The 16,978-nt window shown below is 70.4% G+C and carries 16 protein-coding genes; 9 read left to right on the forward strand and 7 right to left on the reverse strand.

All coding sequences use genetic code 11. The features are described 5' to 3' along the window. Nucleotides 1-27: 27 nt before the first annotated feature. From CDO52_RS20110 to CDO52_RS20125, 4 genes are all read left to right on the forward strand, one after another. Nucleotides 28-423 (forward strand): DUF6703 family protein, encoded by a 396-nt coding sequence (locus CDO52_RS20110; RefSeq protein ID WP_017619348.1) that lies wholly within the window; start codon nucleotides 28-30, stop codon nucleotides 421-423. A gap of 69 nt (nucleotides 424-492) precedes the next feature. Then, nucleotides 493-1,296 (forward strand): metal ABC transporter ATP-binding protein, encoded by an 804-nt coding sequence (locus CDO52_RS20115; RefSeq protein WP_017619349.1) that lies wholly within the window; start codon nucleotides 493-495, stop codon nucleotides 1,294-1,296. 7 nt (nucleotides 1,297-1,303) lie between these two features. After that, a complete protein-coding gene (locus CDO52_RS20120; RefSeq protein WP_026125916.1) occupies nucleotides 1,304-2,203 on the forward strand; it encodes a metal ABC transporter permease in 900 nt (299 codons plus the stop codon). Then, entirely contained in the window at nucleotides 2,200-2,592 is a 393-nt protein-coding gene (locus CDO52_RS20125) for a Fur family transcriptional regulator (protein ID WP_017619351.1), read from the forward strand. The genes CDO52_RS20120 and CDO52_RS20125 overlap by 4 nt, the downstream gene beginning before the upstream one ends. Before the next feature lie 152 nt (nucleotides 2,593-2,744). Here CDO52_RS20125 and CDO52_RS20130 read toward each other — a convergent pair whose 3' ends face one another. The 3 genes from CDO52_RS20130 to recO form a co-directional block, all read right to left on the reverse strand. Beyond that, a complete protein-coding gene (locus CDO52_RS20130) occupies nucleotides 2,745-3,545 on the reverse strand; it encodes an SGNH/GDSL hydrolase family protein (RefSeq protein ID WP_017619352.1) in 801 nt (266 codons plus the stop codon). A gap of 219 nt (nucleotides 3,546-3,764) precedes the next feature. Next, nucleotides 3,765-4,625 (reverse strand): isoprenyl transferase, encoded by an 861-nt coding sequence (locus CDO52_RS20135; protein WP_094932613.1) that lies wholly within the window; start codon nucleotides 4,623-4,625, stop codon nucleotides 3,765-3,767. Further along, a complete protein-coding gene (gene recO, locus CDO52_RS20140; RefSeq protein WP_026125917.1) occupies nucleotides 4,622-5,353 on the reverse strand; it encodes a DNA repair protein RecO in 732 nt (243 codons plus the stop codon). Before recO ends, CDO52_RS20135 begins: the two co-directional genes overlap by 4 nt. Nucleotides 5,354-5,617: 264 nt before the next feature. Here recO and CDO52_RS20145 point away from each other — a divergent pair, with 264 nt between their 5' ends. Beyond that, nucleotides 5,618-6,526, forward strand: a complete 909-nt coding sequence (locus CDO52_RS20145; protein ID WP_017619355.1) for a CAP domain-containing protein — start codon at nucleotides 5,618-5,620, stop codon at nucleotides 6,524-6,526. A gap of 172 nt (nucleotides 6,527-6,698) precedes the next feature. Here the strand turns inward: CDO52_RS20145 and leuA are convergent, their stop codons facing one another. From leuA to CDO52_RS20165, 4 genes are all read right to left on the reverse strand, one after another. Further along, complete coding sequence (gene leuA / locus CDO52_RS20150) at nucleotides 6,699-8,450, reverse strand: 2-isopropylmalate synthase (protein ID WP_017619356.1); 1,752 nt, start codon at nucleotides 8,448-8,450, stop codon at nucleotides 6,699-6,701. 85 nt (nucleotides 8,451-8,535) lie between these two features. Further along, nucleotides 8,536-10,503, reverse strand: a complete 1,968-nt coding sequence (gcl, locus tag CDO52_RS20155; RefSeq protein ID WP_232524524.1) for a glyoxylate carboligase — start codon at nucleotides 10,501-10,503, stop codon at nucleotides 8,536-8,538. 217 nt (nucleotides 10,504-10,720) lie between these two features. Then, nucleotides 10,721-11,665, reverse strand: coding sequence for a 2-hydroxy-3-oxopropionate reductase (locus tag CDO52_RS20160; protein ID WP_017619358.1), 945 nt, complete (start codon nucleotides 11,663-11,665; stop codon nucleotides 10,721-10,723). A 78-nt stretch (nucleotides 11,666-11,743) separates the two neighbouring features. Next, nucleotides 11,744-12,568: a hydroxypyruvate isomerase family protein gene (locus CDO52_RS20165; protein WP_017619359.1), complete on the reverse strand. Its 825-nt coding sequence runs from the start codon at nucleotides 12,566-12,568 to the stop codon at nucleotides 11,744-11,746. A gap of 374 nt (nucleotides 12,569-12,942) precedes the next feature. On the opposite strand from CDO52_RS20165, the gene uraD reads away from it, so the two are divergent. The 4 genes from uraD to CDO52_RS20185 all read left to right on the forward strand — a co-directional run bounded on the left by uraD (nucleotide 12,943) and on the right by CDO52_RS20185 (nucleotide 16,626). Beyond that, complete coding sequence (gene uraD / locus CDO52_RS20170) at nucleotides 12,943-13,479, forward strand: 2-oxo-4-hydroxy-4-carboxy-5-ureidoimidazoline decarboxylase (protein ID WP_017619360.1); 537 nt, start codon at nucleotides 12,943-12,945, stop codon at nucleotides 13,477-13,479. Further along, nucleotides 13,476-13,820: a hydroxyisourate hydrolase gene (uraH, locus tag CDO52_RS20175; protein WP_017619361.1), complete on the forward strand. Its 345-nt coding sequence runs from the start codon at nucleotides 13,476-13,478 to the stop codon at nucleotides 13,818-13,820. The genes uraD and uraH overlap by 4 nt, the downstream gene beginning before the upstream one ends. Nucleotides 13,821-14,018: 198 nt before the next feature. Then, a complete protein-coding gene (pucL, locus tag CDO52_RS20180; protein WP_017619362.1) occupies nucleotides 14,019-14,918 on the forward strand; it encodes a factor-independent urate hydroxylase in 900 nt (299 codons plus the stop codon). A gap of 283 nt (nucleotides 14,919-15,201) precedes the next feature. Next, nucleotides 15,202-16,626, forward strand: coding sequence for a nucleobase:cation symporter-2 family protein (locus CDO52_RS20185; RefSeq protein WP_017619363.1), 1,425 nt, complete (start codon nucleotides 15,202-15,204; stop codon nucleotides 16,624-16,626). The last annotated feature ends 352 nt before the right edge of the window (nucleotides 16,627-16,978 follow it).

A 16,978-nucleotide genomic window follows, 5' to 3' on the forward strand; every position in this document is an offset into this window, starting at 1 on the left:
TGAGTTCGAGCAGTCCGAAGGAGCCGCGTGTCCCCCAAGCGCAAGAAGAAGCGCGAGAGCCTCTCCCGCCCGTGCCCGGCGGGTACCGGGTCGGCTCCCCGACCGCTCCCGCCCGGGGAGTCGTTCTTCACCCCGGACGCCGGTCCCCTGCGCCGGGAGATCGAACGGCGCAGCGCGGTCCCACTGGTGTGGCTGCACACCGCCCCGCGGTGGATCCTTCCGGTGGCCATGGCCGGGGTGTTCGTGGCGGGGCTGCTGCTGGCCGGACCGCTGGGCGCGCTGCTGCTGGCGCTGCTGGCCGGGTTCTTCGCCTGGCTGGCGTTTCTGGCGTGGCCGGGACTGCGCGGCGGGGAGCGGGCCATGCGGGCGGTCGTGGTCGTCACCCTGTTCGCGCTCGGCCTCCTGCAAAGCGGACTATTCTGATGGCTTCGGGCAGGGACGGCGCATACGGGATGTTTTGACAACCATTTTCGTTTTCGGCACACTTGACACGTGAACGTCGAATCCACCGGCGCGCCGGACCAGCGCCCCGCTCCTCCCGCGTTCTCCGTCACCGACGCCGTCGTGGCCTACGAGCGCACCCCCGTCCTCCGGGGCGTGACCTTCGACGTCCCCGCGGGCCAGACGCTGGCCATCCTCGGCCCCAACGGCTCGGGCAAGTCCACCCTCATGCGCGCCATGCTCGGCATCACGCCGCTTGTCAGCGGCCACGTCGAGGTGCACGGCACGCGGCTGAACCGGTTCCGCGACTGGGCCCGCATCGGCTACGTCCCGCAGCGCCTGTCCGCCGGGGGCGGGGTCCCCGCGACGGTCCGCGAGGTCGTGGCCTCCGGCCAGGTGGCGCGCCGCCGCCGGTTCCGCCGCGCCACGCCCGACGACCACTCCGCGGTCGCCAATGCCCTGGCCTCCGTCGGCCTCGCCGACCACGCCAACGACTCCGTACACGAGCTCTCCGGCGGCCAGCAGCAGCGCGTCCTCATCGCCCGCGCGCTCGCCGGGCGGCCCGACACCTTCGTGCTGGACGAGCCGATGGCCGGGGTCGACTCCGGCAGCCAGCAGGCCCTCGCCGACACCATCCGCAGTCTCGGCGAGCGCGGCACCACCGTCGTCCTGGTGCTGCATGAGCTCGGCCCCCTGGAGCCGCTCATCCAGCGCAGCCTGGTGCTGTCCGAGGGCCGTATCGCCCACGACGGCCACGCGTCGAGCCAAGGCCACGACCACATCCACCCGCACGCCGGCGAAGCCCCCGCGCCGACGACCGCGGTGCCCGACATCGAGGTACCCCGCCGTGCTTGATCTGCCCCTGCTCGACCTGCTGAAGTACGACTTCATGCAGCGGGCCCTCATCGTCGCCGTGTTGGTGGGCCTGATCGCCCCCGTTATCGGCACCTTCCTGGTGCAGCGCCGCCTCGCCCTGCTCGGCGACGGCATCGGTCACGTGGCACTCACCGGTGTCGCCCTCGGGTACCTGACCGGCAACTCCCCGGTCATCGTCGCCCTGCTCGTAGCGGGCGCCGCCGCCGTCTTGATCGAGCTGATCCGCGTGCGCGCCCGCGCCAGCGGCGACGTGGCGCTCGCGCTGCTCTTCTACGGCGGCATCGCCGGGGGCCTGCTGCTCATCGGCCTGACCCCGGGGGCCAGCAGCGCCACGCTGACGGCCTTCCTGTTCGGCTCGGTGAGCAGTGTCAGCCAGCAGGACGTCTGGGTGATCACCGGCCTGGCGGTGGTGGTGATCGCCGTCATCGGCTACTTCGGCCGCGAGCTGTTCGTGCTCTGCCAGGACGAGGAGGTGGCCCGCGCGCACGGGCTGCCGGTCCGCCTGCTCAGCATGGTCATCGCGGTCACCGCCGCGCTCACCGTCGTCCTCGCCATGCGGGTCGTGGGCGTGCTGCTGGTCAGCGCGCTCATGGTCGTGCCCGTGGCCGCCGCCCAGCAGCTGACCCGGAGCTTTCGGGTCACCATGGGGCTGGCCGTGGGCATCGGCGTGCTGTGCGCGGTGGGCGGCCTGTCCACGACCTACTATGTGGAGGTAGCGCCGGGTGGGGCGATCGTGCTGCTGGCGCTCGCGGTGTTCACGGTGGCGGTGGCCATCGGTCGGCTGATACGCGGACGGCGTGGCGCGCCCCGTACCCCCCGAGAGGAGGTCGAGGTCGCTGGGGCCGGTACGATGCCCCAGACCGATCGGGGGAGCGTATCCACATGAGTACACGTCGCGAGGCCGTCCGACAGGCGCTGAGTGAGAGCTCCGGCTTTCGCAGCGCTCAGGATCTGTATGCGGACCTTCGCTCCGAGGGCTCGAAGATCGGGCTCACGACCGTCTATCGCGCGCTGCAGGCACTGAGCGACGCCGGCGAGGTCGACGTGCTGCGCACCAGTGACGGGGAGGCCGTCTACCGCGCCTGTCTGACCGACACGCACCACCATCACCTGGTGTGCCGTGAGTGCGGTAAGGCCGTGGAGATCGAAGGCCCGGCCGTGGAGAAGTGGGCCGAGAGCATCGGCGTCCAGCACGGGTTCAGCAATGTCACCCACACCGTCGAGGTGTTCGGGACGTGCGCGTCCTGCACCTCGGCAGGGCAGTCGGAGCAGTAGCGGTCACCGGGGCCGTCGGGTCGCCCGGCACCGGGCCCTGTTCGCTCCACGGGCACACCGGCGGAAACAGCAAAGGCGCGCCACCGATCAGCGGATCGGTGGCGCGCCTCATGTGTGCCCGTCAGCCGGTGGGCGCGGCGGCGAGCCGACCGTCAGCGCAGCCGCTCGAGGTTCGGCCGCTTGGGGCGCACGCCATCTCCCGAGGAACGCCCGGTCAGGCGACGGCCGATCCAGGGCACCAGGAATTCGCGCGCCCAGTGCAGATCGTCCTGGCGGGCCATACGCCAGTCCCTGGGTGCCTCCGGCGGCCAGGGCTCGCGCCAGTCGGCGTCGACCGGCAGTCCCAGCACCTCGCACGCGCGCAGCGACAGTCGGCGGTGCCCCTCGGGGGACAGGTGCAGCCGGTCCCAGCTCCAGGCGCGGTGGTCCTGCAGGGGTTTCATGCTCCACAGGTCCACGACCAGGCACCCGTACTCGTCGGCGATGGCGCGCAGGTGCATGTTGTAGGTGGCGATCTTGCCCCGCAGGTGGCGCATGACCGGCTGGAACCCGGTGTCCATGCCGGTGAAGACCACGATGGTCGCGCCGGTCTCGCTGAGCTTGGCGATGGTGCGGCGGAAGATCTCGGCGATCTCGTCGGGGTCGGTGCCGGGCCGGATGATGTCGTTGCCGCCCGCGCAGATGGTGATCAGGTCGGGCCGCAGCTCCATGGCCCGCGGCACCTGGTCGGCCACGATCTGCCGGATGAGCTTGCCGCGCACGGCGAGGTTGGCGTAGCGCACCTCGGCCACGTTGTCGGCGAGGTGTTCGGCCAGGCGGTCGGCCCAGCCCCGGTACCGGCCGTTCGGCGTCTCGCCGCTGTCCGGGTAGGGGTCATCCATGCCCTCGGTGAAGCTGTCACCGAGAGCGACATAGGAGATGATGCCGTTCTGGTCCAAGTCAAAGCCGCGCATGGTATTTGATGATGCCTCGCGAGGCCAGGGTTACGCGATAGTAGGTTCGCTGATTTCACCAATTTGTAAGTGGTATCACGCGCTGGCGTGCAGCTGGATGTCAGTGGTGCGAGCAGCGAATTGTCCGTGGTGGCGGGCATCGGAAGGCCAGTGGCGGCTCCACGGCATGGCCGGACAGGGGGCTGTGGACCGTTGGAGCCGCCAGGGCCGCTCCCTGTCTCAGGCCTCGGCGCCATTCTGCGGCGAGGGGGCGGGCTCGACCGGGTTGGGGACGGCCCCGCCGTAGCGGCGGTCGCGGCTGGCGAAGATCTCGCAGGCATGCCACAGGTGGCGGCGGTCGAAGTCGGGCCACAGGGTGTCGAGGAAGACCATCTCGGCGTAGGCCGACTGCCACAGCAGGAAATTCGACGTACGCTGCTCGCCCGAGGAGCGCAGGAACAGGTCGACGTCGGGGACGCCCGGCTCGTCCAGGTAGCGGCCGATGGTGTCCTCGTCGATCTTGTCGGGATTGATGCGCCCCTCGACCGCTGCTCGGGCGATCTGCGCCGCCGCGTCGGCCAGCTCGGCGCGGCCCCCGTAGTTGACGCAGAACTGCAGGGTGAGCGCGGTGTTGTCCTTGGTCATCTCCTCGGCGTCCTGCAGCTCGGAGATGACGCTCTTCCACAGCCGCCCGGGCCGCCCGGCCCAGCGCACGCGCACGCCCATGGCGTGCAGCTCGTCGCGCCGCCGCCGGATCACCTCGCGGTTGAAGCCCATGAGGAAGCGGACCTCGTCCGGGGAGCGCTTCCAGTTCTCGGTGGAGAAGGCGTAGGCGGAGAGGTTCTCGATCCCCAGCTCCAGCGCGCCCTCGATCACGTCGAACAGCGAGCTCTCACCCGCTTTGTGGCCCTCGGTGCGGGCCAGTCCCCGCTCCTTGGCCCAGCGGCCGTTGCCGTCCATGACGATGGCGACGTGCCGGGGCACGAGCTCCTTGGGGAGCTCGGGCGGCCGGGCCCCGCTGGGGTGCGGATTGGGCCGACGGTATCCCCCGGCGGGGGCGCCGGCCGGCGACTTCGACGGGAAAGATTTGAACAGGCTCAAGAACGCTCCACAAGGCGCAGAGATCGGATTCCGTTTTCCAGGTGCCACTGCAGGTAGGCGGCGACGAGTCCACTGCACTCGTTGCGGTGCCGCTCCTCACTGGCGTCGGCCGTGGCCCAGTCGCCGCTGATGAGCGCCGACATCAGGCGGGTCGACTCGGGCGCGGGATGGGTGGTTCCGTGCGGCCGACAGGGCGTGCACACCATGCCGCCCGCGTGGACCGCGAACGCGCGGTGCTCGCCGCGCGTTCCGCAGCGCGCGCACTCCTGCAGGACGGGAGCGTACCCGGCGACCGCGAGTGAGCGCAGCAGGTAGGCGTCGAGGACCAGCCGGGGGTCGTGGCTGTTCTCGCCGAGCGTCCGCAACGCGCCGATGAGCAGCAGGAACTGGCGCAAGGCCGGGTCCTTCTCGACGACGACGATCTTCTCCGCCGTCTCCAGCATCGCGGTGGCCGCCGTGTAGCGGGGGTAGTCGGTGACGATGGTCTCGCCGTAGGCCCGCAGCGTCTCGGCCTGGGTGATGACGTCCAGCGTGCGGCCGGTGTACAGCTGCACATCGACGTGGCTGAACGGCTCCAGCCGGGCACCGAAGCGCGACTTGGTGCGCCGCACCCCCTTGCCGACGGCCCGCACCAGGCCGGTCCGCCGGGTCAGCAGCGTCACGATGCGGTCGGCCTCCCCCAGCTTCTGGGTGCGGAGGACGACCCCTTCGTCGCGGTAAAGGCTCACGCCTCCATTGTCGCGGATGCGCGAGGCGGACGTGCGCACGCGGGGGATTCGGCCCTCCCCTACGGCGTCCCCGCTCCCCGGTTGCGCGCCCCGCGCGGCCGCGTCCCGCACCGATGCGGAGTCGCCCGCACACCCGAAGAGCCCGCGTTTCCCCGGATTTCAGCCTCATGCTCCCCTTAGGACACGATTTGGTCTACGATCGCGCGAGCACCGACATTCCCTACCGAACGGGGGCTGGCTGTCATGGCACGCGGACGCCGTCGATTGCCGAGAAACCGCGACGAATCGCCCGGGGCGCGGCAGAGACCCAGGCCGTCCACCCGGTCGTCCACAGCGCGCGACCGGTGGAAACGGCCGCTCATCGGGGCGCTGGTCGCCGTTCCCGTCGGGCTCGGCGTGGCCGCCGGGCTGGTCCTCGTCTCGGTACCCCAGGGGCACGGCCCCGCCCAGGCGGGCTCGGACGCCGGGAGCGCGTTCCCGGACGACCGTCTACCACCCGCCGTCTCCGACGACGATTTCTTCGACGACGACACGGACAGCGGCAAGGACGACACAAAAGGCACGGACTCCGCCCCGTCCGCCTCCGGCGACTCCGGCCAGCGCGAGGCCGCCGCGACCGCCGAAGGCAAGGTCGAGGCCTCCGAGTCTCCGAAGGACGACAGCGACGGCTCCGGCTCGTCCAAGGGCGGCGACTCGACCGGGTCCGCGGGATCGTCGAGCGGCTCGGACTCCGCGGGCGGCTCCGACGGCGCAGGGGGCTCCTCCGCGTCGGACGCCCCCTCCTCGTCCTCCCCCTCGGGCGGCTCCTCCGCCCAGACTTCCCAGGTCGTCACCCTCGTCAACTCGGAGCGCGCCTCCGCCGGATGCGGGCCGCTGCGGGTGGACGACCGGCTCACAACGGCCTCCCAGAAGCACAGCGAGGACATGGCCGCCCGCGACTACATGGCGCACGAGACGCCCGAGGGCAAGAGCCCCCAGCAGCGCGCCCAGGAAGCCGGGTACACCGCCTGGTCCGGCGAGAACGTCGCCGCGGGCTACTCCTCCGCCGAAGACGTGATGGACGGCTGGATGAACAGCGAGGGCCACCGCGCGAACATCCTCAACTGCGACTTCAAGGCCATCGGCGTCGGCGAGGCCGACGGCCGCTGGACGCAGAACTTCGGCCGGGAGTAACCCGGCCCCGCAGACACCGGCGGCCGGTGCCCTCCCAGGGAGGGCACCGGCCGCCGCTTTCGCTCCGCCTCGCCCCTTCCGTTGATCTCGGAGATATTGGGGCCTCACGAGCGATTTTGACCCCAATATCTCCGAGATCAACGGAAGGGGCTGTGACTGCGGTAGTGAAAGGTCAGTGGTCGGTCGCGTGGCGCGCGGCCTGGCCGACCGCGCTGCACACGGCCTTCAGCGAGGCCCTGGTGATGTTGTGGTGGATGCCCACACCCCACACCGCGCGGCCGTCGACCTCGGCCTCGACATAGGCGGCGGCGCGGGCGTCGGTGCCCTCGCTCATCGCGTGCTCGACGTAGTCGACCACCCGTACCTTGATGTCGATCCCGGTCAGCGCGTCGCAGAACGCCGACAGCGGGCCCTGCCCGCTGCCGGTGATCTCGCGGATCTCGCCGTTGATCCGCACATCGGCGCTGATGCGGTACTCGGGGTCGTCGGTGCCGCCGTCCGCACCCGGCATGGACCGGTGCGCCAGCACCGCCACGGGGCCGTCGTCGGCCAGGTAGGTGGAAGAGAAGATCTCCCAGATGCGCTCGCCGGTGAACTCGCCGCCTTCGGTGTCGGTGCAGGCCTGCACCGCGTGGGAGAACTCGATCTGCAGGCGGCGCGGCAGGTCCAGGGCGTGGTCGCGCTGCAGGATGTAGGAGACGCCGCCCTTGCCGGACTGGCTGTTGACCCGGATGACGGCCTCGTAGTCGCGGCCGACCTCCTTGGGGTCGATGGGCAGGTAGGGCACCTGCCACGGGTGGTCGGCCACCGGGACGCCCGCCAGTTGGGCGTCGTCCTCCAGCGCGTTGAGGCCCTTCTTGATGGCGTCCTGGTGGGAGCCGGAGAAGGCGGTGTAGACCAGGTCGCCGCCATACGGGTGGCGGGGGGCCACCGGCAGCTGGGTGCAGTACTCGACGGTGCGGCGGATCTCGTCGATGTTCGAGAAGTCGATCATCGGGTCCACGCCCTGGCTGAACAGGTTCAGGCCCAGGGTGACCAGGTCGACGTTGCCGGTGCGCTCGCCGTGCCCGAACAGGCAGCCCTCGATGCGGTCGGCCCCGGCCATGACGCCCAGTTCGGCGGCGGCTATGCCGGTGCCGCGGTCGTTGTGCGGGTGGACCGACAGGCAGACGTGCTCGCGCCGGGTCAGGTTGCGGCTCATCCACTCGATCTGGTCCGCGTACACGTTGGGGGTGGCGCGCTCGACGGTGGCCGGCAGGTTGAGGATGATCTCGCGGCCGGGGCCGGGCTGCCAGACGTCCATGACGGCCTCGCACACCTCCAGGGCGAAGTCCAGCTCGGTGTCGATGAAGATCTCCGGGGAGTACTCGTAGCCGAAGTAGCCGCCCTCGGCCAGGGCGGAGTCGGCCAGGTACTTCTCGGCGAAGCGCATGACGTGGCGGGTGCCCTCGACGGCGATGGCCTTGCAGGCGTCGCGGTCGACCTTGAACACCACGCGGCGGAACTCCGGAGCGGTGGCGTTGTACAGGTGGACGGTGGAGCGCTTGGCGCCGACCAGGCTCTGCACGGTGCGCTCGATCAGGTCCTCGCGCGCCTGGGTCAGCACGGAGATCTGGACGTCGTCGGGGATTCTGCCGCCCTCGATCAGGCTGCGCACGAAGTCGAAGTCGGTCTGGCTGGCCGCGGGGAAGCCGACCTCGATCTCCTTGTAGCCCATGCGGACCAGCAGGTCGAAGATCTCGTGCTTGCGCTCGGGGTCCATCGGCTCGATCAGGGCCTGGTTGCCGTCGCGCAGGTCGGTGGAGAGCCAGCGGGGGGCGGTGGTGATGGTCTTCGACGGCCAGGTGCGGTCGGGCAGGTCGACCGCGGGAAAGGGGCGGTAGCGCTGGAAGGGCATACCGCTGGGCTGCTGCTGCGGAACCATGGAAGATGCTCCTTGGAAGTGTGCTCGCGATGTCGTGGCCGACCAGACCATGGCAAAGCCCCGCGGCGTGGGAGTCGACCTGTTCTTACCGACCCGCGCCGCGGCCGCTAAGGAGGAGCAGCTCGCGCAGCATAACGTTGATCACGCTACCAGACAGGTGACGGCGGGAGACGACACCCCCGCATTCGAACGTCGCGTCCCCGGGCACCGCGCGGCACCGGCGCGGCGAAGCGGAGAAGGGCGCCGCGGTGGCCCGGCCAAGTGGCCACCGCGGCGCCCTGGTCGTGGGCCCGCCCGCCGTCCACCCGCGCGGTGGTGGGGCGGGCCGTGGGCGGCGCGGACTACGCGGGGCCGCTTCGAACTCCTTGACCGCGTTGATGGACGGGCCGTGCGGAGTGTTGGCCTCGCGCTCGATCATGATCTCGACCAGGACCGGCCGCGAGGTGCGGCGCGCCTCCTTGCGGGCCCACTCCAGGGACTCGCGGATGTCCCCCGGATCCAGGACCCGGCGGCCGGAGCAGCCGTAGGCCTCCATGATCTTGACGTTGTCCGTGCCGTAGTCGTCGTAGTGGATGTCGACCTGGTAGTTCATGTCGTAGGGGATCTCCGCCTGGCGGATCAGCCCCAGGTACTCGTTGTTGATCATGATGAGGACGAACGGGACGTCGTACTGGGCGCCCACGGCCAGCTCCTCCACCATGTACTGGAAGCCGTAGTCGCCGACGATGCCGACGACCTCGGCGTCGGGCTCGGTGGCCTCCACCGCCTTGCGGACGCCGATCGCCGCCGGGATCTCCCAGCCGAGCGGGCCCGCCTGGCCGCAGATCTGGTAGTGCCGCGGCTTGTAGGCCTTCTGGTGCTGCCCGCCCCAGATCTGGTAGAGGCCGATGGCGGTGACGAAGTAGGTGTCGGCGTCGAAGACCTCGTTGATCTCCTTGTACACGCGCGGCGCCTTGATCGGCGTGGAGTCGAAGTCCTCGCGGCGGCCCATCGTCCGCTTGAGCTCGGCGATCCGCTCCACCCAGGCGCCCGGCCGACGGCCGGCCTCGCGCCGCTTGGCCGCCTCCAGCAGCGCGCCGAGGAAGCGCTTGGCGTCGGAGACGACGCCCAGGTCCGGCTCGAAGACCTTGCCGAGCTGGGTGGGTTCGATGTCGACGTGGATGAACTTCCGCTCGCCCCGGTAGACGTCCAGCTGGCCGGTGTGCCGGTCGCCGAACCGGGCGCCGACCGCCAGCACCAGGTCCGACTCCAGGAAGGAGGCGTTGCCGTAGCGCTGGGAGGTCTGCACGCCGGTCATGCCGGAGTAGAGCGGACTGTCCTCGTCGAAGGAGCCCTTGCCCATGAGGGTGACCTGGACCGGGATGTTCAGGTAGGCGGCGAGCTCGCGCAGCTCCTCGGCGGCCTCGGCGATGATGACGCCGCCGCCCGCCAGGATCAGCGGGCGCTCGGCCTCCAGCAGCATGTCCAGGGCGCGCTCCACGCGCGGCAGGTGCGGCTCCACGGTGCCGACGGCCAGCGGCGCGTCGATCGCGGGATCGTATTCGATGACCTGCTGGGCGATGTCGAGCGGGATGTCGACCAGGACGGGGCCGGGACGACCCTCGCGGGCGATCCGGAACGCCTCCCGGAAGATCCACGGGGCCTGGCCGGCCTCCTTGATCTGCACCGCCCACTTGGTCACGGGCTTGGCGATGTCGACGATCTCCACCGCCTGGAAGGCCTCCTGGTGCAGCCGCGTGGAGACCGCCTGACCGGTGATGCACACGATCGGGATCGAGTCCGCCAGCGCGGTGTAGAGGCCGGTGATCATGTTGGTGCCGGCCGGGCCGGAGGTGCCGATGGCGACGCCGACCCCGCCGTTGGTGCGGGCCCAGCCGTCGGCCATGTGGGTCGCGCCCTCTTCGTGGCGAACGACCAGGTGCTCGATCCCGCCGACCTCCTCCAGCGCCTTGTACAGCGGGAGGATCGCGGCGCCCGGGCAGCCGAAGGCGGTGTCGACGCCCTCGGATTTCAGGACCTCGACGACGGCGTTCATCGCGGGCATCTGTACCATCTTCACTGAACCCTTCACGTGCTAGGGGGTTTTAGGGGGTCCGCCGGCGGGCCATGGGGTGCGGCCAACACCCCGGTCGCCGGTTCTCGCGCGGAGCACAGATATAAGTCGCGAGTCCTGACGGCCAGAACCGCCGGCGGAAACCCGTTCTCTCGGGTCACACGACCGGGCCTTCTCACTCGACTCCGTTCAGCGGACCCAACCCTCTCAAGATCGGTTACTTCTCGGCCGTCGCGGACAGCTGCTCCACGAGCTTGAGCAGCGCGGAGTGGTCCAGCCCACCGTCGCCCTGCGCCTTGAGCGCGCCCACGAACTGCGCCACCAGGGCGCCGAGCGGAATCGTGACCCCGGCCTCGCGGGCGGCGGTCGTCACGATCTTCATGTCCTTGTCGTGCAGGGCGATGCGGAATCCCGGCGTGAAGTTCCGCTCGCGCATCTGGTCGCCCTTGCGGGTCATGACGGTGCTTCCGGCCAGTCCGCCGTTGAGCACCTGCAGCCCTGCCTCGGTGTCGACGCCGTGCGCCTCCAGGAAGACCAGGGCCTCGGCGACGAGCTGGATGTTCCCGGCGACGATGAGCTGGTTGGCGGCCTTGACCGTCTGTCCCGCGCCCGCGGGGCCGACCAGGACCGGAGTGGTGCCCAGCACGTCGAACACGGGGCGGGCGGCGTCGAAGTCGGCCTGCGCGCCGCCGACCATGATGGAGAGCTTGGCCTCGATGGCGCCGGCCTCGCCGCCGCTGACCGGGGCGTCGAGGACCCGGAAGCCGCGCTCGGCGCCTTCGGCCGCGAGCGCGCGGGAGACATCGGGGCGGATGGTGCTCATGTCGATGACGAGGGCCCCGGGCGCCGCGTTGGCGAACACGCCGTCCTCGCCGAGGAGGACGGACTCGACGTCCGGGGAGTCGGGGACCATCGTGATGACGACGTCGGCGTCGGCGACGGCCTCAGCGATGGACAGGGCGGCGTGGCCGCCCTGGGCGGCCAGCTTCTCGGTCTTGCTCGGGTCGAGGTTGACGCCGGTGACCCGGTAGCCCGCCTTGACCAGGTTGACGGCCATGGGCAGGCCCATGATGCCGAGCCCGATGAACGCGATGCTGCCGTCCCGGACGGGCTCCGGGGCCAGGACGTCGCCCTTGTGGGAGAGGTCGTGCGCGGTGGACATGTCGTGTCCTTTCCTCGTGGAGGTGGAAATCGTGGGGGCCGGGTGCCGTCTCGGCGTCCCGGCGGGAGGGCGCGGACGTCAGCGCTTCAGCCAGCCGAAGCTGTCGGCGCTGGGGACGGTCGGCTTGTACTCCAGGCCGACATAGCCGTCGTATCCGCCGGCCTGCGCGGCGGACAGCAGGGCGTCCAGCGGAAGCTCTCCGGTACCCGGTTCGCCGCGGCCGGGGGCGTCGGCGATCTGGATGTGCCCGAACTCCGTGGCGTGGTCGCGGACGACCGCGGCGACGTCGTCGCCGTTGACCGCCAGGTGGAAGAAGTCGGCGAGGAGGGCCACGTTGGCCGCCCCGGCCTTGGTGGCCTCGGCGACGAAGGCGAGCCCGTCGGCTGCGGTCTTCAGCGGGTAGTCCGCCGAGCCGCTGATCGGTTCGATCAGGACGGTGCCGCCGATCTTCTCGACCGCCTCGGCCGCTGCCAGCACGCTCTCCAGGGCGAGGCGGTCCTGCTCGGCCGGGTCGACACCCTCCTGGCGCAGGCCGTACAGGGCGTTGAACGCCCGGGTGCCGGTGCGCTCGGCGATGCCGATGACGACGTCGATGTTGTCGCGGAACTCGCCGACGCGGTTGGGCTGGGACAGCACACCGCGGTCGGGGCCGGGCAGGGCTCCGGCGAAGAAGTTCAGACCGGTGAGGCGGACACCCGCGTCGTCGAGCGCCGTGGTGAAGGCGTCGACCTCCTTGTCCGCGGGAACCGCGCTCTCGAACGGCCACCAGAACTCGACCGCCTCGAACCCCGCCGCGCGCGCGGCGGCCGGGCGCTCGTGCAGGGGCAGCTCGGTGAACAGCAATGAGCAGTTCACGGTGTAGCGCAGCGTGTGCCCCGATGCGCCGCCCGGTGCCTGGCTCATGTCTCGCCTCCTCGAACAGGGTGTGTTTTCCACGATTCGAAAACTACTTTTCGCTTGAAGGAATGATTTGAGTGTGCGTGTCCGCCGTGGCCTTGTCAACCACCCCCCGACGCCCAACCGAGGGGCGGGGGTGGTTTGTCCGGAATCGGCACGGCGCAGAATCTTGACAACAGCCGTGTGATCGGCGCTACAGTCCGACATGTAAAAGGGAGTTTCTGCACTACGAAATCTGTACGAAGCACGGGGTGCGGCCGCCATCGCCCCTGGTAGCGGCCCGTGGCCCCGTCCGCAGGTCACCGGTTGGCGTGCGCGTTGGCCGACGAGGCCGATGCACGGCCGCCAACCGGAAGACGACCTGCCCACTGGAGAAACGCATGCCTGACAGCACCACGGGAGAGGCGGTGAGCGACCCGGGCCTGCGGCGCGTCAACGCGCTGCCACCCGAGGAGTTCCGCACCGAGTTCGCCCGCTGCCTCGACGTCGACCGCTGGGTCCGCGCCCTGGAGGGCGAGCGCCCCTTCGCCTCACGCGAGGCGCTCCTCTCCGCCGCCGACACCCACGCCCGGCACATGACCGACGACGAGGTGCGGACCGCGATCGCCCGGCACCCCCGCATCGGCGAGCGCGCGGGTGGCGACGACACCGAGTCGACGTGGTCCCGGGGCGAGCAGTCCGCCGTCACCGCGGCCGGCGCCGACGCCGAGGTCGCGTTCAAGGCCGCCAACGCCGACTACGAGGCCCGCTTCGGCCATATCTACCTCGTCTGCGCCAGCGGGCGTTCCAGCGAGGAGCTGCTGGCCGACCTGCGGCACCGGATGGACAACGATCCGGCCACCGAGACCCGCGTCGTCGCCGGGGAGTTCCGCAAGATCGCACTGCTGCGCGTCGGAAAGGTACTGGACGGATCATGAGCCACGTGACCACGCACGTTCTGGACGCCGCCCTCGGCCGCCCCGCCACCGGGGTGCCGGTGCGCCTGGACGCCGCCGAAGACGCGGAGCGCTCCTCCTGGAAGCCGGTGGCCAGCGGCGCGACCAATGACGACGGGCGCGTCCCCGACTTCGGTCCCGACCAGCTGCCGGCCGGGACCTACCGGGTCACCTTCGACACCGCCCGCTACTTCGACCGCACCGGCCAGCGGGGCTTCTACCCCGAGGTCAGCGTGGTCTTCGACCTCAGCGACGAGGACGCCCACTACCACGTCCCGCTCCTGCTGAGCCCATTCGCCTTCTCGACCTACAGGGGGAGCTAGACGACCCACGGAAACCGACGTTTTCCCTCTTCGAGTGCGTGATAGGTCCTTCCGCATGACCAGCGGTCCTCCCTCGGGCGCACCAGACGCGGCACTCCACTGACGCCCCGGAGTCCCCGCCCGGCGGGCCCCGCGTGCGCGGACACCGCGTCGGCAGATCCTCCATACATTCCTGACACCGGATGGAGTTGACCCCACGTGGGAATCCGACTCGGAGACAACCAGTACGGCAAGGCCGAGGTACGCCTGGTCCACATCGACCGCGGTACCGACGTCCACCGCATCAAGGACATCAGCGTCACCTCCCAGCTGCGCGGCGACTTCGACGCCGTGCACGTGGAGGGCGACAACGCCAACTGCGTCCCCACCGACACGCAGAAGAACACCGTCTACGCCCTCGCCAAGGAGAACAACGGCGTCGGCGCCATCGAGGACTTCGCCCTCCTGCTCGCCCGGCACTTCGTCGACGAGCACGACTGCGTCGAGGGCGCCCGCCAGGAGATCGAGGAGTACGGCTGGGACCGCATCGACACCGCTGACGGCCCGCACGACCACTCCTTCGTCCGCCGCGGCGGCGAGACCCGCACGACGGTCGTCACCAAGGACGGCGACCAGGAGTGGGTCGTCTCCGGCCTGGACGGACTGACCGTGCTCAAATCCACGGGGTCGGAGTTCCACGGCTACCCCAAGACGAAGTACACGACGCTCAAGGAGACCACCGACCGGATCCTGGCCACCGATGTCACCGCGCGCTGGCGATACGTCGGTACTGACGGCATTGCCTGGGACAAGGCCTACGCGTCGGTCCGGGCGATCCTGCTGGAGACGTTCGCGACCACGCACAGCCTCGCCCTGCAGCAGACGCTGTACGCGATGGGCACGGCCGTGCTGGAGGCGCACCCGGAGATCGCCGAGGTGAAGTTCTCCATGCCCAACAACCACCACTTCCTGGTCGACCTGTCCCCGTTCGGGCTCGACAACCCCAACGAGGTGTTCTTCGCGGCCGACCGCCCCTACGGCAAGATCGAGGCCACCGTCGAGCGCGACGACGCCCCTGACGCCGGCCGGGCGTGGGAGACGGTCCCCGGCTTCGTGTGATCCCGCGGCGGCGCGACGGCCGGGGCGGTCCAGGTCCCCTCGGCCCCGGCCCGTCATGCGCCGCCCCTTTTCCCCCGCTCCTCCCCCACCCCACTCCCGTGAGAACCGCACGTCCGCGCGTGCGGTGACGGGCGTCGAAGGCGTCGATCCGCCCTCCACCGGCGTCTCCTTCGTGTCCCCGCAGTGCCCAACCACCCGCAACGACCCGATCTCCCACCGGTCGACCTCCCCGCGCCGGTGATCGGGACCGGGCAGCATAGATCGCAAGGGGCTGGAAACCGGCATGAGATTCTCAAAGTCCGCCAAGGACGACTCGGCCGCAACAATCGCCACCGCGAACGACCCGGAGCACTCCACCACGGGCCTCCCTGCTGACGGGAGCCCGCCGACGCGGCCCGAGGACCAGTGGCTCCCCCCGAAACTGCTCCTCCTCTACGGGCTGCAGCACATCCTCACCATGTACGCCGGAGCCGTCGCCCCCGCCCTGGTCCTCGGGGCCGCCGCCGGGGTCGACGCCGCCGGGATGGGCGTCCTCATCAGCGGCGCCCTGCTCGCCTCCGGGGTCGCCACCCTGCTCCAGAGCCTGGGGCACCGGCGCATCGGCGCGCAGATGCCGATCGTCGTGGCGGCCTCGTTCGTCCCCGTGGGCGCGATGACCGGCATCGCCGGTGACCACGGACTGCCCGCGGTGTTCGGCGCCTCCCTAGCCGGAGGGCTCTTCGCACTGTGCCTCACCCCGTTCTTCGGGCAGCTCGTCCGCTTCTTCCCGCCGGTCGTGACAGGCACCATCATCACCGTCATCGGCCTGTCCCTGATGCCGGTGGCCGTGGGCTGGATCACCAACGGCCACACCGCCGTGGTGGACGGGGCCGAGACGTCCGTGCCGACCCTGGGCGACCTCGGGCTGGCCGCCGCGACACTCGGCTGCGTCCTGCTGTTCTCCCGGGTCCTGCCGGGGCTGCTCGGCCGGATCGCGGTTCTCCTCGGCCTCGCCGCCGGAACGCTGATCGCGCTGCCCTTCGGCAAGGTCGACTTCGGCGCGGTGGCCGAGGGGCCGGTGTTCGCGCTCGGCTCCCCCTTCTACTTCGGCTTTCCGGAGTTCCGGGTCGCGGCTGTGCTGACCATGTGCGTCATCATGCTGGTCGTGCTGACCGAGGGCGCGTCGCACATCATCGCGGTCGGCGAGATCACCGGGTCGCGCGTCGACGCCGCGCGGATCTCGGCCGGGCTGCGCGCCGACGTCAGCGCCTCACTGGTCGGCCCGATCTTCAACGCCACCCCGGGCAGCTCGTTCGCGCAGAACATCGGGCTACTGGCGCTCACCGGTGTGCGCAGCCGCTACGTCGTGGGCACGGGCGCGGGCCTGCTGATCGTCCTCGGACTGTTCCCGGTGCTCGGGCGGGCCGTGGCGGCCATCCCCATGCCGGTCCTGGGCGGGGCCGGGCTGGTGCTGTTCGGCAGCGTCGCCGCCAGCGGAATCCGCACCCTGGGCCGGGTCGACTTCTCCGACAACCTCAACCTCATCCTGGTGGCCACGTCGCTGGGCTTCGGCCTCATCCCTCTGGCCGCCCCGGGCTTCTACGAGGGATTCCCCGACACCATCGAACTCGTGCTGCACTCCGGCATCGTCGCCGCGGCGGTCAGCGCGATCCTGCTGAACCTGTGCTTCCACATCATCGGCGGCCGACGGCCCAGCATTCGACGGTGACGCGGTCGTAGGAGATCTCCCCGCCGCCGATGGCGGTGACGCTCCCGACCCGGCGGATGCCACGCCCGCCAACCAGCCGCCGCGGACCCCGCGGTCCCCTCGGTCACCAGCGCGAGGTCGGGCGCGCTGGTGACCGCAGCGGGTTCCGCCCCGAAGAGCAATGATTCGTGCACGGTGGGCCGGGGGCGTAGCGGATGTCATCGAGATGGACAATCCTCCACCCATGATATGGCCGATTGTGGCCAATCGACTCCGCTGCGCAACCGACCCTACCTGCCGAATGCCGGATTTGGCGGCAAATCAGGCACGAGATCTGTCTTGTTCAAGTATTGACGATTCACTCCCATATATC

Source organism: Nocardiopsis gilva YIM 90087, assembly GCF_002263495.1.
GTDB lineage: Bacteria > Actinomycetota > Actinomycetes > Streptosporangiales > Streptosporangiaceae > Nocardiopsis_C > Nocardiopsis_C gilva.